This is a genomic window from Micromonospora sp. NPDC048835 (assembly GCF_040649995.1).
Lineage (GTDB): Bacteria > Actinomycetota > Actinomycetes > Mycobacteriales > Micromonosporaceae > Micromonospora.
On sequence record NZ_JBEZGM010000002.1, the window covers coordinates 1 to 17788 of the forward strand.

Genomic DNA, 17788 nt, shown 5'->3' on the forward strand with positions numbered 1-17788 from the left:
TGCGGACAGCTCATCCCCTGACCGAACAACACCTCAATCTGCGCCCGCTCCGCGGACGACAACCTCTGCCCCGGCATGACTCCTCATCCTGACGAGAATCCACCCCGTTGCAACAACCACTTGAACCCAAGGCCGCAGGACAGCCCGATTTCCTGAAAGCCGAGTTGATCTTGCCGAGCGGGCGCGGGACACCGCCACATTGCCGACCACGGCTGGTCAAGCCCGGTGGACACATCTCACCGTTCATCGCGGAACGGCGGAACACCGGGCAGAGTGGACCCATGTCGGACGCCTACGTCGTCGGCGACCCGGACGGGTTGTCGCCCCTACTGGTCGAGCTTCGTGACGCCGTCGCCCGGGAGCTGCACGCCCAACTGGCGATGCGCGGCGAGCGGATCGAGCTGGCCGATCTACCGGAGGTGTCCTACCAGGTCACCGTCCAGGTCGAGCGGGCGTTGCGGGCCTGGCGACCGGCGCGGCGGGCACCGGCCGGGCCCGGTTCCGACGACGGCCGCGACCTGGTCGACTGATCGAGAACTGTCACAGGCGATCTCTAAGATCATGGATGCCGGTCGGGTCGGGGTGCCGCAAACCCGGCTTTTTCGGATCGGCTCATCCCTCACCAAGGAGATCGATGAGATCTGTGCACGTTGCGCGTGGCAGGCTCTTGCGCGGTCTGACCGCGCTGGTCGTGGGGACCGCAGGGGTAGCCATGGCGGCTGGCCCGGCCGCGGCCGAGGACGACCCCGGCTGGGTCGACGGCTGGCTGGGTGACGTCACGGTTGGCGGCCCCGGCGCTCCCGGCCGCACGGCACCGCTGACCCTGACCAGCACCGAGGCCAACCAGCCCCGGGTGACCATCGACCTGACCGGCCTGGCGGGTGTGGCCACCGTCAGCTTCCCCGACTACTGCGTCACCCAGGGCACCTCGGTGACCTGCCCGATGCCACCGACGGCCATCGACGAGTCCGGCACGCTCACCGGCACCGTGCCGGTGGTGTTCCGGCCCGCGCCCGGCGCTGTCGACGGCGCGACCGGCACCCTCGACTACACGGCGCTCGGCGACCAGACCGAGGCGTACACCCAGCAGGCGACGGTCACCGTGCGGTCCGGGCCCGACCTGCTCGACAGGGTCGACGAATACCTGACCGGCGTCGACGTGGGCGACACGCTCCCCCTCGCGGTGTCCGTGGTCAATGCCGGCGACCAGCCGGCCGTGGATCTGCGGCTCACCATGCGCTTCTCGGTGGGCCTCGTGCCGGCCAGCTACCGCAACTGTCGGTACGGCACCGACCAGGTGCTCGCCACAGTGGTCGTCTGCACCGTGCGGGGCACCTTCGCGCCCGGCCAACGCCACGAGCTACGGGGCGGGCTCACCACCACGGTCGGCCCGGCGACGCTCGGCGACACGCGGATCACCCAGGTCGTGGAGCCACTGACCAGCGCCGGCCCACTCCCGAGCGGGGTGAAGCTCAGGAGCCGGGACGCCGACCAGGCGCTGCGGCTACGGCCGGTATTCGCAGCGCTCGACGTGATCCCGGTCGAGGTGAACGGCGCCGGCGGTCAGACCTACCTGTGGGAGGTCCAGAGCGCCTTCGACATCGTCGCCCAGGGCGCCGCCGTTACCGGTGCCGTCGGCGACACTGTCCAGGTCACAGTGGGCATCCGTAACGACGGCCCGGGCGTGCCGGACGGCACGAACTCCGGCGACACCGTCGGTGCGTTCTCCTTCACCCCGCCCACCGGGGTCACCGTGCTGGCCGACCCGCCGGGCTGCGCGTCGCCCGGCGGCGAGGAGGAGGACGGCGGAGCGACAGCGAAGACCTGGTACTGCAATGGCCCCGGAGCGGTGTTCCCCGCCGGGACCAGCAAGACGGCCACCTTCGACCTGCGAATCGACAGTCTCGGCGGGTCCGCCGGGGAGGTCCAGCCGGTCGGTCGCTACCCGCGGGTGGACGACAACCCGGGCAACGACATCGCCCCGGTCACGGTGAGCTGACGGAGGCCGTTCGAACGATGCGGGCCGGTCACCGACGAATCGGTGACCGGCCCGCATCGTGTTGCCACTGTCAGTCCAGCCCGCCGTACGAGTGCAGGCCGGTGAAGAAGATGTTCACGCCGAACAGGTTCATCAGCATGGTGAGGAAGCCGAGCACCGCGATCCAGGTGGCCACGTTGCGCCTGACGCTCGGCGTGGCGCGGGCGTGCAGGTAGCCGGCGTACACCACCCAGGAGATGAACGCCCAGGTCTCCTTCGGGTCCCAGCCCCACGGCCGACCCCAGGCCGCCTCGGCCCAGATGGCACCGGCGATCACCGCGAAGGTGAAGATCGGGAACGCGAACGCGTGCAGCGCGAAGGTCAGCCGCTCCAGGCCGACCGCGCCGGGCAGGCGCTTGGCCAGGGTGTACGGGAAGCTCCGCTTGCCCTGCTCGTACCCGTTGCGCATCAGGAAGCCGACCGCCGGCACCACGCCGAGCAGGAAGATGCCGGACGCGAAGACGATCGTCGAGACGTGGATGATGAACCAGTACGAGTTCAGGGCCGGCACCAGCGGCACGATCGGCACGTACAGCACCAGCTCGGCGGTGGCGACCAGAAGCACCATCACCAGGGTCAGGAAGAGCCCGAGCTTGCGCAGTGACTGCCGCTTCCAGAGCACCACCAGCCAGGCGGCGACCCCGATGAACGTCACCGTGAGCACGAACTCGTACATGTTGCCCCAGGGCATCCGGTCCGCGGCGAGCCCGCGAGTAACCAGTGCCGCCAGGTGCAGCGCAGCGGCGACCGCGGTGGCGGCCACCCCGATCAGGCCGGCGAGCCGGGCCCGCCCGGCGGTGCGGTCGGACGTCGGCGGCGACGCGGGCGGCGCGGGCGGCGTCGGGGCGGCACCGCCGCCGGCGGTCACCAGCTCCCGCACCGGCGCTGCCGTCGCGACCCGGGTACGCACGTTGCCCAGCGCGTACTCCACGGCGTGGCCGATCATCGCGACCAGGTACGCCAGGATCGCGAAGGTCACCAGATTGTCGGAGAGTGCGGACATCACTCGGCTCCTTCTCGCACGCCGGACCGTTCGGCCGCTGGCTCGTCGCCCTTGACCGCGGCGACGAGTTGGGTGAACTCCTCGGCGAACCCGGGATAGTCGGTACGCGGCAACCCGCCGACCTCCATCAAGCTACTACCGCTTGTCGGAGATCCTTCTCCGGGGTCGCCCGGCACCACCCGGAAGAACACCCGGCGACGCCGCCCGAACAGCGAACCCATCAGCCCCACCAGCAGAACCGCACAGCTCACCAGCAGCGGCGTCGCGCCGGGGTCGTGCCGGACGGAGAGGGTGACGTACCGCTTGGTGCCGAGGAACTCGACGGTCGCCCCGTCGTCGAGCGTCCAGGTCTCGCCCTTGCGCAGCAGCTTGGTGCCGACCTCCTTGACCTTGCCGGTCCGTACCTGCCGCTGGTCGAGCTGGTAGACCGAGCCGGGGATGCCGGCGTCCCGGCCGAGGTTGCCCCGGTAGGCGACGAGGTTCAGTGCCGGGTTGCGCTCGGTCGGGTACAGCGAACGGGCGAACGGTGCCTGGTCGGGTGCGGTGGGCAGGTAGATGCCGGTGAACGCCATCTGCTGGTCCGGCGCCCGCTGCCCGGTGGCCGGGTCAACGTTGGCGTCCGGGAAGGCCGCCAACCCCTCGCTGGTCAGGCCCATGTCGCCGGTGGTCAGGAAAGGGTCGTCGCTGATCTGGCTGTTGCCGAACCGGTCGGTGTAGCGGATCACCGGGGCGTACCCGTGGCCGAGCAGGTAGACGCTCGCGTCCTTCAGACGCAGCGGTGAGTTCACCGAGAAGTTCGCGCTGCGGGTCGGCTCGTCCGGGCCGTCGACGGTCACCTTCGCGTTGAAGTAGTCCGGCTGACCGCTCTCCAGGAACCGGGCCTCGAAGTCGTCCAGCCGCAGGCAGAAACGGGGCAGGTCGGCGCTGTCCACCCGAGGGCCGAGTTTCGCCTCGGCGTACTGCTGGCGGGTGTTGCAGAACGCCTTGTCGTCCCCCGCCACCAGCAGTCGGTTGCCGCTCCAGCCGTACCAGGAACCGAGCGCCACACCGATCAGCACCGCGATCAGCGAGGTGTGGAACAGCAGGTTGCCGGTCTCCTTGAGGTAGCCCTTCTCGGCGGAGACCTCGTCGCCGCGCACCTGCACCCGCCAGCGGCGTTTGCGCAGCACCTCGGCCACGGCCGCGACCCCGCCGGGTGGGGCGGGCAGCACGGTGTGCTGCGGCAGCCGGGCCATCCGCTTCGGCGCGGCCGGTGGCCGGGACCGCAGGGCCCGGACGTGGTCGCGCAGTCGGGGCGTGATGCAGCCGATCAGGGAGGTGAACAGCAGCAGGTAGATCGCGGAGAACCAGACCGAGCCGAAGACCTCGAACGCGCCGATCCGATCCAGCCGGGGAGCCCAGTCCGGGTGGTCGACGAAGTACTCGTTGACCTTCTCCGGGCTGATCCCACGCTGCGGCAGCACCGAGCCGGGAATGGCCGCGACGGCGAGCAGGAAGAGCAGGATCAGCGCCGTACGCATGCTGGTGAGCTGCCGCCACGAGTTGCGCAGCAGGGCCAGCAGCCGGTTGGGCCGGCGGCGGGGCGCGGGCGCCACGGTCTCCGGCCGATCGTCGACGACCGTCATCAGATGCTCACCTCGCCCACCCCGACGGTGGTCTGCAACCAGATCACGAAGCTCTGCCATCCGCCGGTGACAAGCGCCAGGCCGATCAGGATGAGCAGGGCACCGCCGACCCGGGTGACCCAGCGGCTGTTGCGCCGGACGGCGCGGAAGACCCCGAGCAGGCGTTCGAAGCCCAGCCCGAACACGACGAACGGTATCCCCAGCCCGAGGCAGTACGCCACCGCGAGCACCACCGCGCGGTCGCTCTGGCCGCTTGCGGTGGCCATGCCCATCACCGCACCGAGGGTCGGGCCGGTGCAGGGCACCCAACTGAGCGCGAAGACCGCCCCGAAGACCGGCGCACCGAGCAGCCCGGCCGACGGTAGCCGGGAGATCCGGAACTCCCGTTGCAGGGCGGGGATCATCCCGAGGTAGCTCAACCCCGCCACGATGATCAGCACACCGACGCCGATCTGCAGTTCGCGCTCGTAGTCGAAGAAGACCCGACCGATGCCGGCGAAGAGGATCGCGGTGGCCACGAAGACGACGGTGAAGCCGCCGATGAAGAGCAGGGTGCCGGCGAGCACCCGCCCCTTGACGGCCGCTGTCGCGGCCCGCTCCCTGACCGCGACACCGCCGGCGCCGCCGGGTGCCGGGTCCGCCGGCGCCCGCCGGCCCTCCAGGTCGGCCCCGGCCAGGCCGGTCACGTACGACAGGTAACCGGGGACGAGCGGAAGCACGCACGGGGACAGGAAGCTGACCAGCCCGGCGAGCGCCGCCGCGCCGATGGCGAGCAGCAGCGGCCCGTTCAGCGCCAGATTCCGGAAGGTCTCGCCCATCAGTTCGACGCCGGCTTCTCGGCGGCGATCCGTTCGACGATCGGTTGCAGGCCCTCCTGCTTGACTGCCGCGCGGATCACCGCGGCGATCCGGCCGTTCCGGTCCAGCACCACAGTCGCCGGGACGGTGTTCGGCGGGATGTCCAGGTCGAGCGCCAGCCGGCTGGCCGGGTCGAAGAGGCTCGGATAGGTGACCCGGCCCTGCTCGAACGCCTTGGCCTTGTCCCGCTGGTCCTGGACGTTGATGCCGAGGAAGCTGACCCCGGAAGCCTTGGTGGCCTGGTAGACGGCTTCCAGGTCGTCCGCCTCGGCGCGGCACGGCGCGCACCAGGAACCCCAGAAGTTGACCACGACCACCTGGCCGCGCGCCTGGCTCACGTCGTAACTGCCGCCGAGCAGCAGCTCACCGGCGAGTTTCGGTGGTGCGGAGCGCTGGTCGGGGGCGCACTCGAAGATCCCGTCGGTGGTCGTCGTACAGGTCTTCTCCTGCCCCTTCGACGACGTGCAGCCGGCGAGGGCCACCGCGGCGACGGCGGCGAGCAGACCGGCGGTCCACCTCCGGGCGTTCATCAGGCCCCCTTGGCCGTCCGGGCTGTCGCGGAGAGAGCGATCAGGTGCGCGGCCGGCTCGCTGTAGCCGATGCCCACCACCTTCGCGCCGTCGAAGTGGAACGAGGTGAGGCTCGCCAGCCCGCACTGCCGCTTGCGCGGGTCGTGCCAGAGCCGCTTGCGCTCGACGTGCCGGCGCAACGTCCAGATCGGAAGCTGGTGCGACACCAGCACCGCCTCGCGCCCCTCGGCGGCGACCCGGGCGGCGTGCACGGCGGCGAACATCCGCTCGGCGATCACCCGGTACGCCTCACCCCAGGACGGCGTCACCGGGTCACGCAGCACCCACCAGTTGCGCGGGTCACGGAACGACCCGTCCCCCGGGGAGACCTTCTTGCCCTCGAACCAGTTGGCGCTCTCGATGAGCCGCTCGTCCACCCCGACCGGCAGCCCGAACTGGGCGGCGATCGGCTCGGCGGTCTGCTGGGCGCGCTCCAGCGGGCTGGCCACCACGTGCACGATCTCCCGCTCGGCCAGGCCCTGCGCGGCGGCCTTGGCCATCTGTACGCCCAGCTCGGACAGGCGGAAACCGGGCAGCCGGCCGTAGAGGATCTGGTCCGGGTTGTGCACCTCACCGTGCCGCAGCACATGCACCACTGTCTTCGCCACTGCTGACTACCCCCCGTGACCAGCCGCCGCCGCCGCGTTCGCCGCCGTCGGCAGCGCGGCCGCGATGTGCTCCAGAGCGGCGTCGTCGAGCGCCGCCGACACGAACCACGACTCGAACGCGCTCGGCGGCAGGTACACCCCGGCGGCGAGCATCGCGTGGAAGAACGCCTTGAACGCCGGCACCTGCTGGGTGCGCGCGCTGTCGTAGTCGACCACGTCGGCGTCGGTGAAGAAGATCGAGAACATGCTGCCCGCGTACGACAGGCGGTGTGGGACCCCGGCGGCGGCCAACGCGTCGGACGCCAGCTTGCCCACGACGGCGGCCGTGTCGTCGAGCTTGCGGTAGAGCGCGTCGTCGGCGAGCCGCAGGGTCGCCAGACCGGCGGCGCAGGCGAGCGGGTTACCGGAGAGGGTGCCGGCCTGGTAGACCGGGCCGGCCGGCGCGAGCCGCGCCATGATGTCCGCGCGCCCGCCGAACGCCGCGGCGGGCAGGCCACCACCCATGACCTTGCCGTACGTCCACAGGTCGGCGTCGGAGGCGTCGAGGCCGTGCCACCCGGAGCGGGAGACCCGGAACCCGGTCATCACCTCGTCCACCACGAGCAGCGCGCCGTGTGCGTGGGCGATCCGGGCGAGCTGCTGGTTGAAGCCGTCGCGGGGGGCCACCACGCCCATGTTGCCGGCGGCGGCCTCGGTGATCACCGCGGCGATGTGCGGGCCCTCGGCGGCGAACGCCTCCTCGACGGCCCGGATGTCGTTGTACGGAAGAACTATCGTCTCGCTTGCCGCCGCGCCGGTCACGCCGGGCGAGTCGGGCAGGCCCAGGGTGGCCACGCCGGAGCCGGCGGAAGCGAGCAACGCGTCCACGTGCCCGTGGTAGCAGCCGGCGAACTTGACGACCTTGGAACGGCCGGTGAAGCCACGGGCCAGCCGGATCGCCGACATGGTCGCCTCGGTGCCGGAGTTGACCAGGCGGACCTGCTCCATCGGGGTCCGGTCGACCAGCTCGGCGGCCAACTCCACCTCACCCGGGGTGGGCGTGCCGAAGCTGGTGCCCCGGGCCGCGGCGGTCTGGACGGCCTCCACCACCTCCGGGTGGGCGTGCCCGAGGATCAGCGGACCCCAGGAGCAGACCAGGTCGACGTAGCGGCGACCGTCGGCGTCGTACAGCCACGGGCCCTCGCCACGGACCATGAAACGCGGGGCGCCGCCGACCGCCTGGAAGGCGCGCACAGGGGAGTTCACCCCGCCCGGCACGATGGCGCGGGCGCGGTCGAACAGGGCCTCGGAGGCCGGCGCATCGGCTGGGTAGCGGCCGGATCCGGCGGAAAAGATGTCGGTCACGATGCCGCCATTGTGACAGCGCCGGGCGGTCAACCAGCAGCCACCCCGTGGTCGGGTTACCCGGCTCACCCGTCACCCGCGCCGGTCAGCGGCCTCGAACACGGGGGCCCCGTGGCCTGGACGGCGACGGCTCGCGGCCTCGACAGGCCAGGTCAGTCGGATCGCGCTAGGCTGACCGGGTGGATCGTGCCGAACTGTCCATCACGCTACACCGGACGGGCGACGAAGCAGTCTTGCGCCTGGCCGGTGAGATCGACATGCTCACGGCGGCGCAGCTCTCCACCGTCGTCAACGAGGTGCTGACCGACCCGCCCCCGAAGATCATCCTCGACCTCGGCGGTGTCACCTTCTGCGACTCGCAGGGGCTGGGCACCCTGGTCGTGCTCAGCCGCAAGGCCAGTCACGCGCAGAGCCTGCTGATGCTGACGCACGTGGGCGACTTCCTGATCCGGGTGCTGGACATCACCGGCCTCCGCAGCGCCCTGATGATCCGCAACGACCAGCCCGCCGGCTGAGTCGTCCCGCCCGGTCAGGCGGTGTTGCCCCAGCGGGCCTGTTCGAGCAGGCGTACCGCCTGGTCGCGGACCTCCGGGTCGTCCGAGCGGAGCAGTGCGGTCGCCTCGTCGACCGCGTCGGTGAGCCGACGCCACTGCGTGTCGCGCTCCCGCACCAGGTCCGACTGGGTGGCCAACTGCCGGGTCTTCACCCACAGCTCGACGAAGACCGACACCTTGGCCCGCAGCACCCACGGGTCGAACGGCTTGGTGAGGTAGTCCACCGCGCCCACCTGGTAGCCGCGGAGAGCGAGCTGGGCGTCCCGGTCGGCGGCGGTGAGGAAGATGATCGGCACGTGCCGGGTCCGTTCGCGGCGCTTGATGTGGCTCGCCGTCTCGAAGCCGTCCATGTCCGGCATCTGCGCGTCCAACAGGATCACCGCGAAGTCGTCCACCAACAACTGCTTGAGCGCCGCCTCGCCACTCTCCACCGCCACGGACTGGACCGGCAGGCCCTGGAGGATCGCCTCCAGGGCCGTCAGATTCTGCCGCCGGTCGTCCACGAGCAGCGCTTTGGCGATCTGGGTCACGAAGTCTCCTCGGTCCGGCTGCCGTTGATCCAGGACGACATCAGCTCGATCAGATCGTCCAGGTCGACCGGCTTGGTGATGTAGTCGCTGCCCCCGGCGGCGAGCGCCGACTCGCGGTCGCCCGGCATCGCCTTCGCGGTCAGGAAGACCACCGGAAGGTCGGCGAACCGGTGGTTGCGGCGAATCTGCCGGGTGGTCTCGTAACCGTCCTGGTCGGGCATCATGGCGTCCATCAGCACGATGTCCACCTCCGGGTGCTCGGCCAGCAGGCGGACACCGTCCGCCCCGTTGTCCGAGTACAGCACGGTCATCCCGTGCAGCTCCAACGCGCTGGTCAAGGCGAAGACGTTGCGAACGTCGTCGTCCACGATCAGCACCGTGGCGCCGTCCAGTTGACGGGTGGCCGGTGCCTCCGGCCGTTCCGGCAGCAGCTCCAGCGGCGGCATCAGCAGCGACGACGGCAGGCCGGCCCGCTGCGGAGACGGAGTCTGCGGCGCGACCACGGCGTCCGGGGCCAGCACCTGCGGCACGAACAGGGTGAAGGTCGAGCCCTGGCCGGGCGCGGACGAGACGGTGATGGTGCCGCCGATCAGGCGGGCCAGGTCACGACTGATCGACAGACCCAGGCCGGTGCCGCCATAGCGGCGACTTGTCGTGCCGTCGGCCTGCTGGAACGCCTCGAAGATGATCGACAGCTTGTCGTCGGAGATGCCGATCCCGGTGTCGATCACGGTGAACGCGATCACCTGCTGGGCGTTGGTCAACGCCGGGACGTCGAAGACCGCGTTGTCGGCAGCCGGGGCGATCCGCAGCGTCACCGCACCGTTGTCGGTGAACTTCACCGCGTTGGAGAGCAGGTTGCGCAGGATCTGCTGCAACCGCTGCGCGTCGGTCACCAACGCCGGCGGCAGATCCTTGCTCACCCGTACCTGGAAGTCCAGGTTCTTCTCCTCGGCCTGCGGCGCGAACGCCTGCTCGACGAAGCCGCGCAGCTCGGTGAAGCGGATCTCGGTCGGCTCGACGTCCATCCGACCCGCCTCGATCTTGGACAGGTCGAGGATGTCGTCGATCAGACGCAGCAGGTCGGAGCCGGAGCCGTGGATGGTCCGGGCGAACTCGATCTGCTTCGGGCTGAGGTTCTGCTCCGAGTTCTCGGCCAGCAGGCGGGCCAACAGCAGCAGCGAGTTCAGCGGCGTCCGCAGCTCGTGGCTCATGTTCGCCAGGAACTCCGACTTGTACGCCGACGCCCGGGTCAACTGCTGCGCCTTCTCCTCCAGGCCCAGCCGCGCCAGCTCGATCTCCCGGTTCTTCGTCTCGATGTTGCCCTTCTGCTCGGACAGCAGCGTGGCCTTCTCCTCCAGCTCGGCGTTGGTGCGCTGCAACTCCGCCGACTGCTCCTGCATCTCGTGCGCCAACCGCTGCGACTGGGCCAGCAGCTCCTCCGTACGCCGGTTGGCCTGGATGGTGTTGACCGCGATGCCGATGGTGAGCACCAGCCGCTCCAGGAACGACAGGTGCAGCTCGGAGAAGGCCGACACGCTCGCGAACTCGATCACCCCGAGCAGCTCACCCTCGAACAGCACGGGGAGCACCACCAGGTCGGACGGCGGTGTCTCGGCCAGCCCGGAGCGCAGGGTGAGCCGGCTGTTCGGGGAGGCGCTGACCCGGATCGTGCGACGGGACAGCGCGGTCTGCCCGACCAGCCCCTCACCCGGCCCGAAGGTGACGTCGTGCCCGCGTGCCACGTACCCGTACGAGGAGGTCAACTTCAGCCGCATGCTGCCGTCGGTGTCGTCGGCCAGGAAGAAGGCGCCGAGCTGGGCGTCGACGAGCGGCGTCACCTCCGTCATGATCATGCGGCAGACCTCGCCGAGGTCGCGCTGACCCTGCAACAGGCCGCCGATCCGGGCCAGGTTGGAGTCCAGCCAGCCCTGCTCGGCGTTCTTCTTCGTCGTCTCCCGGAGGGTGACGATCATCTGGTTGATGTTGTCCTTCAGTTCGGCGACCTCGCCCTGCGCCTTGACCGCGATCCGCTGGGTCAGGTCGCCCCGGGTCACCGAGGTGGACACCTGGGCGATGGCCCGCAACTGCGTGGTGAGCGTCGAGGCGAGCTGGTTGACGTTCTCGGTGAGGTCCCGCCAGGTGCCGGATACGCCCTTCACCTGCGCCTGGCCACCGAGCTTGCCCTCGATGCCGACCTCACGGGCCACCCGGGTCACCTCGTCGGCGAACGACGAGAGCTGGTCCACCATCGTGTTGACAGTGGACTTCAGCTCCAGGATCTCGCCCTGGGCGTCCACCGTGATCTTCTGCGACAGGTCGCCCTTCGCCACCGCCGTGGTCACCGAGGCGATGTTGCGGACCTGGCTGGTGAGGTTCGAGGCCATCGAGTTCACGTTGTCGGTGAGATCGCGCCAGGTGCCGGAGACGCCCTTGACCTGCGCCTGGCCACCGAGCTTGCCCTCGGTGCCCACCTCACGGGCCACCCGGGTCACCTCGTCGGCGAACGACGACAACTGGTCGACCATCGTGTTGACGGTCGACTTCAGCTCCAGGATCTCGCCCCGCGCGTCCACCGTGATCTTCTGCGACAGGTCGCCCTTCGCCACCGCCGTGGAGACCTGGGCGATGTTCCGCACCTGGGCGGTCAGGTTGGAGGCCATCGAGTTCACGTTGTCGGTCAGGTCGCGCCACGTGCCGGCGACGCCGCGTACCTGCGCCTGACCGCCGAGCTTGCCCTCGGTGCCCACCTCACGCGCCACCCGCGTCACCTCGTCGGCGAACGACGACAACTGGTCCACCATCGTGTTGACAGTCGACTTCAGCTCCAGGATCTCGCCCCGCGCGTCCACCGTGATCTTCTGCGACAGGTCGCCCTTCGCCACCGCCGTGGTCACCGAGGCGATGTTGCGGACCTGGCTGGTCAGGTTCGAGGCCATCGAGTTCACGTTGTCGGTCAGGTCCCGCCACGTACCGCTGACGCCCTTGACCTGCGCCTGACCGCCCAGGTTGCCCTCGGTGCCCACCTCACGCGCCACCCGGGTCACCTCGTCGGCGAACGACGAGAGCTGGTCCACCATCGTGTTGACGGTGTTCTTCAGCTCCAGGATCTCGCCCTGCGCGTCCACCGTGATCTTCTGCGACAGGTCACCCTTGGCCACCGCGGTGGAAACCTGGGAGATGTTGCGGACCTGGCTGGTCAGGTTGCCGGCCAACTGGTTGACGTTCTCGGTGAGGTCCCGCCAGGTGCCGGAGACGCCGCGCACCTGGGCCTGGCCGCCGAGCTTGCCCTCGATGCCCACCTCACGGGCCACCCGGGTCACCTCGTCGGCGAACGACGACAACTGGTCCACCATCGTGTTGACGGTGTCCTTCAGCTCCAGGATCTCGCCCTGCGCCGCCACCGTGATCTTCTGCGACAGGTCGCCGCGCGCCACCGCCGTGGAGACCTGCGCGATGTTACGGACCTGGGCGGTCAGGTTCGACGCCATCGAGTTGACGCTGTCGGTCAGGTCCTTCCAGGTGCCCGCCACGTTCGGCACCTCGGCCTGCCCACCCAACTTGCCCTCGGTGCCCACCTCACGGGCCACCCGGGTCACCTGCTCGGCGAAGAGCCGCAGCGTGTCGGTGAGGTAGTTCATCGTGGCGGCCAGCTCGGCCACCTCACCACGCGCACTGACCGTGATCTTCTGCGACAGGTCGCCCTTGGCCACCGCCGTCGCGACCTGCGAGATCGACCGCACCTGGCCGGTCAGGTTCGACGCCATCGTGTTGACCGAGTCGGTGAGGTCCTTCCAGGTGCCGGCGACGCCCCGCACGTCGGCCTGCCCACCCAGCTTGCCCTCGGTGCCCACCTCACGGGCCACCCGGGTGACCTCGTTGGAGAACGACGACAGCTGGTCCACCATCGTGTTCACCGTGCGGCCGATGCGCAGGTACTCACCGCGCAGCGGCCGACCGTCGATCTCCAACGCCATGTGCTGGGACAGGTCACCGTCGGCGACCGCCACGATCACCCGGGCGATCTCGGTGGTGGGTCGACCCAGGTCGTCGATGAGCGAGTTGATGGCCCGCTGCCCCTCCGCCCACGAGCCGTCCAGCCCCTCGTCGTCGAGCCGTTCGGTGAGCCGGCCGTCGCGACCGACGATCCGACTGATCCGCCGCAGGTCGAGGTACTGCCGCTCCTGGAGCGAGACCACCTCGTTGAAGGCGTCCGCCACCTCACCGGCCGCGCCCGCGCGGCGGGGAAGTCGGACCTTCAGGTCGCCGCGACCGATCCGTCGCAGTGCCTCGGTCAGCTCGCCGAGGAGCGCCTCGTGGTCGGGCGCGGACGGATCCGCCACCGACTGCTTCGCCGTGGTCATCATTCCTCGCTCAACTCGGGGGCGCCGGTCCGTGCGGACACACCGGCACCCCATATTGTGCCCGCGCGCGCCGTGGTGCCAGGGTGCGCGACCCGCCAGGTGGCATCGATCGCCCTCCCGACCCGCCCGATCGGCGTCGGGCCGGGACGGCGCGCCGCAAACCTCGCGCGGCTCCCGCGCCTGTCGTTTCGGCGCGCCAGCCGCCATGCCGCTGAGCGACGCGACAGCCCGCGATCGGGTGATCGGCTTGGCACCCGGCCCGGCGACGGTGGAGGATACGGGGGTGTCAGCCGAGGCGGGGGCCGCGACGGCCGGGGCCCGGGACGGGGCTGTCCGGCGTGTCCGGCTGCCCGCCGACCGCCGTACGCCGGCCGCCGCCCGCGCCGTGGTCCGCTCGGTGTTGACCGAGTCACACCTGGACGAGCTGGTCAACGAGGCTCTCCTGCTCACCACCGAGTTGACCACCAACGCGGTCGAGCACGCCCGCACCGAGTTGGACATCGAGGTCGTCGCGGACGAGATCGGGCTGACCGTCACCGTCTCCGACTTCGCCCCCGGTTCCGGCGACGAGCTGACCGTCGGCGACCGCAACGACTCCGCCGAGATCAACGAGGTCTCCGTTCGCGGTCGGGGCCTGCTGCTCGTCGACCACTTCGCCAGCCGCTGGGGCACCACGTACCTGCCCACCGGCAAGGGCGTCTGGTTCCGGCTGGACCGCCCCGGCGCCGACCCGCCCGGCGCCGGCGGGTCGACACCGGCGAGCGCCGGCCCGCAGACCAGCGCCGATCGGTCCGCGCCGAGCGCCAGCGCGATGAGCGAACTCATGCAGACCACCCCCGACCTGTACGGGGACGACCCGCTGCCCGACTTCGCCACCAGCCTGCTCAGCCGGGTCGCCGAGATGGTCGGCGCGGCCGGCGGCACGATCCGCCTGGACCGGGGCGACGGGCAGGGTCGCCGGGTACTGGCCCGCTTCGGTCGACCGCCCCGCCCCGACAGTGAGCTGCTCCGGGTGCCGCTCACGGTGCACCGTCCGTACGCCGGGGAGTTGGAGTTGGACGCCGCGCCGTCGGCGTACGCCCAACCGTTGGCGGTGCTCACCGCCGAGCGGCTCTCACTGCACCTGGAGAACGACCGGCTGCGCCGAGCAGACGTCCGTCGGCAGGTGTGGCTGACGTTCCTGGCCGAGGCGAGCGAGTTGTTGGCCCAGTCGTTGGACGTGGACCTGACCATGGCGTTGGTGCCGCAGTTGGTGGTGCCGCGACTCGGTCAGTGGTGCGCCGTGCACACCACCGACGAGTGGGGCCGGCTCCGGCTGGCGGCGGCCAGCCACGCCGACGAGTCGATGCTTCCGCAGTTGCACAAGGTGCTTGCCGAGACCGGGCCGGATTCGGTGCAGGCCCGGCTTCGTGAGGCGTCCCGCAGCGCGGCGCAGATTCCGCTCGGCGGGCCGATGGAGGGTTTCGCGGTCCCGCTGATCGCCCGCGGGCAGCGGCTCGGCACCCTGGCGGTGGGTCGGCACCAGCGGCACCGGCACGACCCGGACGAGGTCGCCGTGTTGGAGGACGTCGCCCGACGGGCCGCGCTGGCCATCGAGAACGCCCGGATCCACGCCGAACGCCGCCGCGTGGCGCAGACGCTCCAGCAGTCTCTGCTGCCCCCGGTGCTGCCGGTCGTGGACGGGATCGGGTTCGCCGCCGAGTACGTGCCCACCGGTGACGACGCGGAGGTGGGCGGCGACTTCTACGACGTGGTGCCGTTGCCCGACGGGCGCTGGTTGGTGGTGATCGGCGACGTCTCCGGCAAGGGTGTCCAGGCGGCCGCGGTGACCGGGCTGGTCCGGGACGTGATCCGGGTGCTCGTCGGCGACGGCAAACCGTTGCCGGAGGCGCTGGCGCGGCTCAACGAGACGCTTGTCGAGCGCGGTGGTGGTCGTTACTGCACGCTGGCGCTGGCGGCTGTCGGGCCGGGCCAGGGCAACCAGTTGGACGTGTCGCTGCACCTCGCCGGGCACGACCGGCCGGTGCTGTTGGCCGGGTCGGGCGGCGCCGGTTTCGTCGGCACCGGCGGCACCGCGCTCGGCCTGCTCGACACGATCACCTCGCCGGCCGCGCAGATCCCGCTCGCACCTGGCGACTCGCTGATCTTCTACACCGATGGCGTCACCGAGCGGCGGCGCGGCCGGGAGCTGTTCGGCACCGACCGGCTGCGGGACGCCGCCGCACCCCTGGCCGGCTACTCGGCCGACGTGGTGGCCGCCCGGCTGCGCGCCGCGGCGATCAACTTCTCGGTCGAGCCGCCCCGGGACGACATCGCCGTGCTGGTGCTCCGCAACGACGCGGCCTGACCGCCGCAGGCGTCGGGGTTCGGCTTCGCCCGGTAGATTGACGTCCATGTCGAGCGTCGCGCAGGTCTCGTCGTACTCGCGGCCGGTGGTCCGGGCGGTGATCGTGGCACAGCTCGCGACCATCGGCGCGTTCCTCGCCGTGCTTCTGCTGTACCTGGGCCGGATGGCGACCGCCGGCGTCGGCCCGGCCGACATGGTCACCGGTGCGTACGACCCGAAGGAGCTGGTCCCGTTCGGGATGGACGGGCTGAACCCGTTCTTCTGGCTCTACGCCGTGGTCGGAATGCTCTATGTGGCGGGTGCGGTGCTCGCGCTGCCGATGGCGATCGTCGCGGTGGCGCTTGCCGCTCGGGAGCGCGAGGCCCTGCCTCGGGTGACCCGCGTGCTGCTGGCCGGCGCGGTGGGCGGCCTGCTGGTGCTGGTGGCGCGCTTCACCCCGCCGCTGCTGGACATGCACCGGTGGTGGCTGGACTGACCCCGGGCCGGGTCACCTGGAGCGGCCCGCCTCACAGGCCGCCGGGGAGCCGCCCGGGGGCGAGTCGGTGCTCCGGATCCAGGTGCCGCTTGGCGGCCCGCAGTTGGGCCAGGCCGGCCAGCTCACCCCACAGGTCGACGGCCTGGCGGACCGCCGCCGGAGCGGAGACCACCACGCAGCGGCCCTGCCGGGCCAGCAGCACCCCACGGACGGCGGCCAGGATGGACGCCACCCGCTCGGGTGCCAGTGCCCCGGGCAGCGCCGCGTGCACCGTGCCCAGCCCGGCGGACCCGCGCACCGGCACCGGCGCGCCGGCCGCGTCGCGCAGCGCGTAGACGGCGGCGTGCAGGTCGCCGATCGGGACCTCCAGGCGCAGCGCCGTGTCACCGGGCGCGAACGGGTAGCGCCGCCACCACGTCGGCGCGGAGTGCGTGATCGTCGCCTCCCCGTGCAGCAGGCCGACAAGCCGCTCGGCGCGCTCGTTCACCTCGGCGGGGCCGCCCTCCAGCAGCACCACCAGGCTGCCCGCCCGGGACGGGGCGCCGGCCCGGCCGGACATCGACGGATGACGCTCCCGGGCGGTGGCCGCCGGATGACCGGGCGGGAACGGGGTGCGAGGGCGCGGCGTGCCGCCGGGCAGGTCCAGCTCGATTGCCGACGGGTCCAACCGGGCGGCGAGAATCGTCCGGACCAAATCGTGCACCTCCAACGGTGTCCACACCGGGCGGGACACCCAGAGCCGACTCGCCGGCACCGGCTGCACCCGCAGACTCGCCGAGACCAGCACACCGAGCGCGCCCTGCGAGCCGCAGAGCAGGCGGGCCAGGTCGAGCCCGGGAGCGCCGCCGCCGACGCTCACCAGCTCGCCGTCGGCGGCGAGGTAGCGCACGCCGAGCAGTTGGTCGCAGGGGCTGCCGTGCCGGTGACGCAGCGGGCCGGCCTCGCCTGCGGCGAGCACGCCGCCGAGGGTCGCGCCGGGTGACGGGGCGTCCATCGCGAGCCGTTGCCCGGTGCGCTCAAGGGTGGCCTGCACCGCCCGCAGCGGGGTGCCGGCCCCGACATCGGTCACCAGCGAGTCGACCGGGTCGTGACCGATGCCGGCCAGCCGGCCGGTGTCGAGCAGGATGTCGACCTGAACGGGAGTGGCACCCCAGTCGATCTTGGTGCCCGCGCCTCGGGGCACCACCGCCAGGTCGTGCACGGCGGCCAGCCGCAGCACCTCGGCGGCGGCGTGCGGACCACCCGGGACGGCCACCCAGCGCGCCGGCCGCCCGGCCACCTCGTCGGCAGGCCCGGCCAGCCGCGAGAAGGGCGGACCGCAGATCGCCGCCAACCGCCGGGTGATCTCGAGGGCTCCGGACCGGCCGAGGGAACTCGCTGCTGCCGCCATGCCGGCCATCGTACATGTGTTCGAATGCGGTGGTGGCGGGTATCGGGATGCCGCTGGTCCGGCGTACGGCGGCTGCCGGCCGGT

General features: G+C 71.3%; 14 protein-coding genes. 5 read left to right on the forward strand and 9 right to left on the reverse strand.

What is annotated here, in order from left to right; genetic code table 11:
* Positions 1 to 281 precede the first annotated feature (281 nt).
* Positions 282 to 530, forward strand: coding sequence for a hypothetical protein (locus tag AB0C15_RS02425; RefSeq protein WP_357347903.1), 249 nt, complete (start codon positions 282 to 284; stop codon positions 528 to 530).
* Between the two features lie 182 nt (positions 531 to 712).
* Positions 713 to 1999: a hypothetical protein gene (locus AB0C15_RS02430; RefSeq protein ID WP_357347905.1), complete on the forward strand. Its 1287-nt coding sequence runs from the start codon at positions 713 to 715 to the stop codon at positions 1997 to 1999.
* A gap of 70 nt (positions 2000 to 2069) precedes the next feature.
* Here the strand turns inward: AB0C15_RS02430 and ccsB are convergent, their stop codons facing one another.
* From ccsB to hemL, 6 genes are read right to left on the reverse strand one after another with little or no spacing between them, the layout of a single operon-like run.
* Positions 2070 to 3041: a c-type cytochrome biogenesis protein CcsB gene (gene ccsB, locus AB0C15_RS02435; protein ID WP_357347907.1), complete on the reverse strand. Its 972-nt coding sequence runs from the start codon at positions 3039 to 3041 to the stop codon at positions 2070 to 2072.
* Positions 3041 to 4666, reverse strand: a complete 1626-nt coding sequence (locus AB0C15_RS02440) for a cytochrome c biogenesis protein ResB (RefSeq protein WP_357347908.1) — start codon at positions 4664 to 4666, stop codon at positions 3041 to 3043. Before AB0C15_RS02440 ends, ccsB begins: the two co-directional genes overlap by 1 nt.
* Positions 4666 to 5484, reverse strand: coding sequence for a cytochrome c biogenesis protein CcdA (locus tag AB0C15_RS02445; protein WP_357347910.1), 819 nt, complete (start codon positions 5482 to 5484; stop codon positions 4666 to 4668). Before AB0C15_RS02445 ends, AB0C15_RS02440 begins: the two co-directional genes overlap by 1 nt.
* On the reverse strand, positions 5484 to 6053 hold the full coding sequence (locus AB0C15_RS02450; protein WP_357347912.1) for a TlpA disulfide reductase family protein: 570 nt from the start codon (positions 6051 to 6053) through the stop codon (positions 5484 to 5486). The genes AB0C15_RS02445 and AB0C15_RS02450 overlap by 1 nt, the downstream gene beginning before the upstream one ends.
* Positions 6053 to 6700, reverse strand: a complete 648-nt coding sequence (locus AB0C15_RS02455; protein ID WP_357347913.1) for a histidine phosphatase family protein — start codon at positions 6698 to 6700, stop codon at positions 6053 to 6055. The genes AB0C15_RS02450 and AB0C15_RS02455 overlap by 1 nt, the downstream gene beginning before the upstream one ends.
* Before the next feature lie 6 nt (positions 6701 to 6706).
* Positions 6707 to 8044, reverse strand: a complete 1338-nt coding sequence (gene hemL, locus AB0C15_RS02460; protein ID WP_357347915.1) for a glutamate-1-semialdehyde 2,1-aminomutase — start codon at positions 8042 to 8044, stop codon at positions 6707 to 6709.
* Positions 8045 to 8223: 179 nt separating this feature from the next.
* On the opposite strand from hemL, the gene AB0C15_RS02465 reads away from it, so the two are divergent.
* The gene (locus AB0C15_RS02465) at positions 8224 to 8559 is read left to right on the forward strand and encodes an STAS domain-containing protein (RefSeq protein ID WP_357347917.1); all 336 of its coding nucleotides are present in this window, start codon (positions 8224 to 8226) and stop codon (positions 8557 to 8559) included.
* Between the two features lie 14 nt (positions 8560 to 8573).
* Here AB0C15_RS02465 and AB0C15_RS02470 read toward each other — a convergent pair whose 3' ends face one another.
* Complete coding sequence (locus tag AB0C15_RS02470; RefSeq protein WP_357347919.1) at positions 8574 to 9128, reverse strand: response regulator; 555 nt, start codon at positions 9126 to 9128, stop codon at positions 8574 to 8576.
* Positions 9125 to 13492, reverse strand: coding sequence for a HAMP domain-containing protein (locus tag AB0C15_RS02475; RefSeq protein WP_357347921.1), 4368 nt, complete (start codon positions 13490 to 13492; stop codon positions 9125 to 9127). The genes AB0C15_RS02470 and AB0C15_RS02475 overlap by 4 nt, the downstream gene beginning before the upstream one ends.
* A 283-nt stretch (positions 13493 to 13775) precedes the next feature.
* Here AB0C15_RS02475 and AB0C15_RS02480 point away from each other — a divergent pair, with 283 nt between their 5' ends.
* Both AB0C15_RS02480 and AB0C15_RS02485 read left to right on the forward strand, forming a co-directional pair.
* Positions 13776 to 15839 carry a SpoIIE family protein phosphatase gene (locus AB0C15_RS02480; protein WP_357347923.1) on the forward strand — a complete coding sequence of 688 codons (2064 nt, stop codon included), beginning with the start codon at positions 13776 to 13778 and terminating at the stop codon, positions 15837 to 15839.
* A 46-nt stretch (positions 15840 to 15885) separates the two neighbouring features.
* Positions 15886 to 16314, forward strand: coding sequence for a hypothetical protein (locus AB0C15_RS02485; RefSeq protein WP_357347925.1), 429 nt, complete (start codon positions 15886 to 15888; stop codon positions 16312 to 16314).
* Positions 16315 to 16345: 31 nt separating this feature from the next.
* On the opposite strand, the gene AB0C15_RS02490 is transcribed toward AB0C15_RS02485, so the two are convergent.
* A complete protein-coding gene (locus AB0C15_RS02490) occupies positions 16346 to 17704 on the reverse strand; it encodes an FAD-binding oxidoreductase (RefSeq protein ID WP_357347927.1) in 1359 nt (452 codons plus the stop codon).
* Positions 17705 to 17788: the final 84 nt, after the last annotated feature.

Coding starts and splice junctions, on each gene's coding strand:
- AB0C15_RS02430 (WP_357347905.1), top strand. CDS start 713: ATGGCGGCTGGCCCGGCCGCGGCCGAGGACGACCCCGGCTGGGTCGAC.
- AB0C15_RS02475 (WP_357347921.1), bottom strand. CDS start 13,492: ATGACCACGGCGAAGCAGTCGGTGGCGGATCCGTCCGCGCCCGACCAC.
- AB0C15_RS02425 (WP_357347903.1), top strand. CDS start 282: ATGTCGGACGCCTACGTCGTCGGCGACCCGGACGGGTTGTCGCCCCTA.
- AB0C15_RS02450 (WP_357347912.1), bottom strand. CDS start 6,053: ATGAACGCCCGGAGGTGGACCGCCGGTCTGCTCGCCGCCGTCGCCGCG.
- AB0C15_RS02485 (WP_357347925.1), top strand. CDS start 15,886: ATGTCGAGCGTCGCGCAGGTCTCGTCGTACTCGCGGCCGGTGGTCCGG.
- AB0C15_RS02440 (WP_357347908.1), bottom strand. CDS start 4,666: ATGACGGTCGTCGACGATCGGCCGGAGACCGTGGCGCCCGCGCCCCGC.
- AB0C15_RS02445 (WP_357347910.1), bottom strand. CDS start 5,484: ATGGGCGAGACCTTCCGGAATCTGGCGCTGAACGGGCCGCTGCTGCTC.
- AB0C15_RS02490 (WP_357347927.1), bottom strand. CDS start 17,704: ATGGCGGCAGCAGCGAGTTCCCTCGGCCGGTCCGGAGCCCTCGAGATC.
- ccsB (WP_357347907.1), bottom strand. CDS start 3,041: ATGTCCGCACTCTCCGACAATCTGGTGACCTTCGCGATCCTGGCGTAC.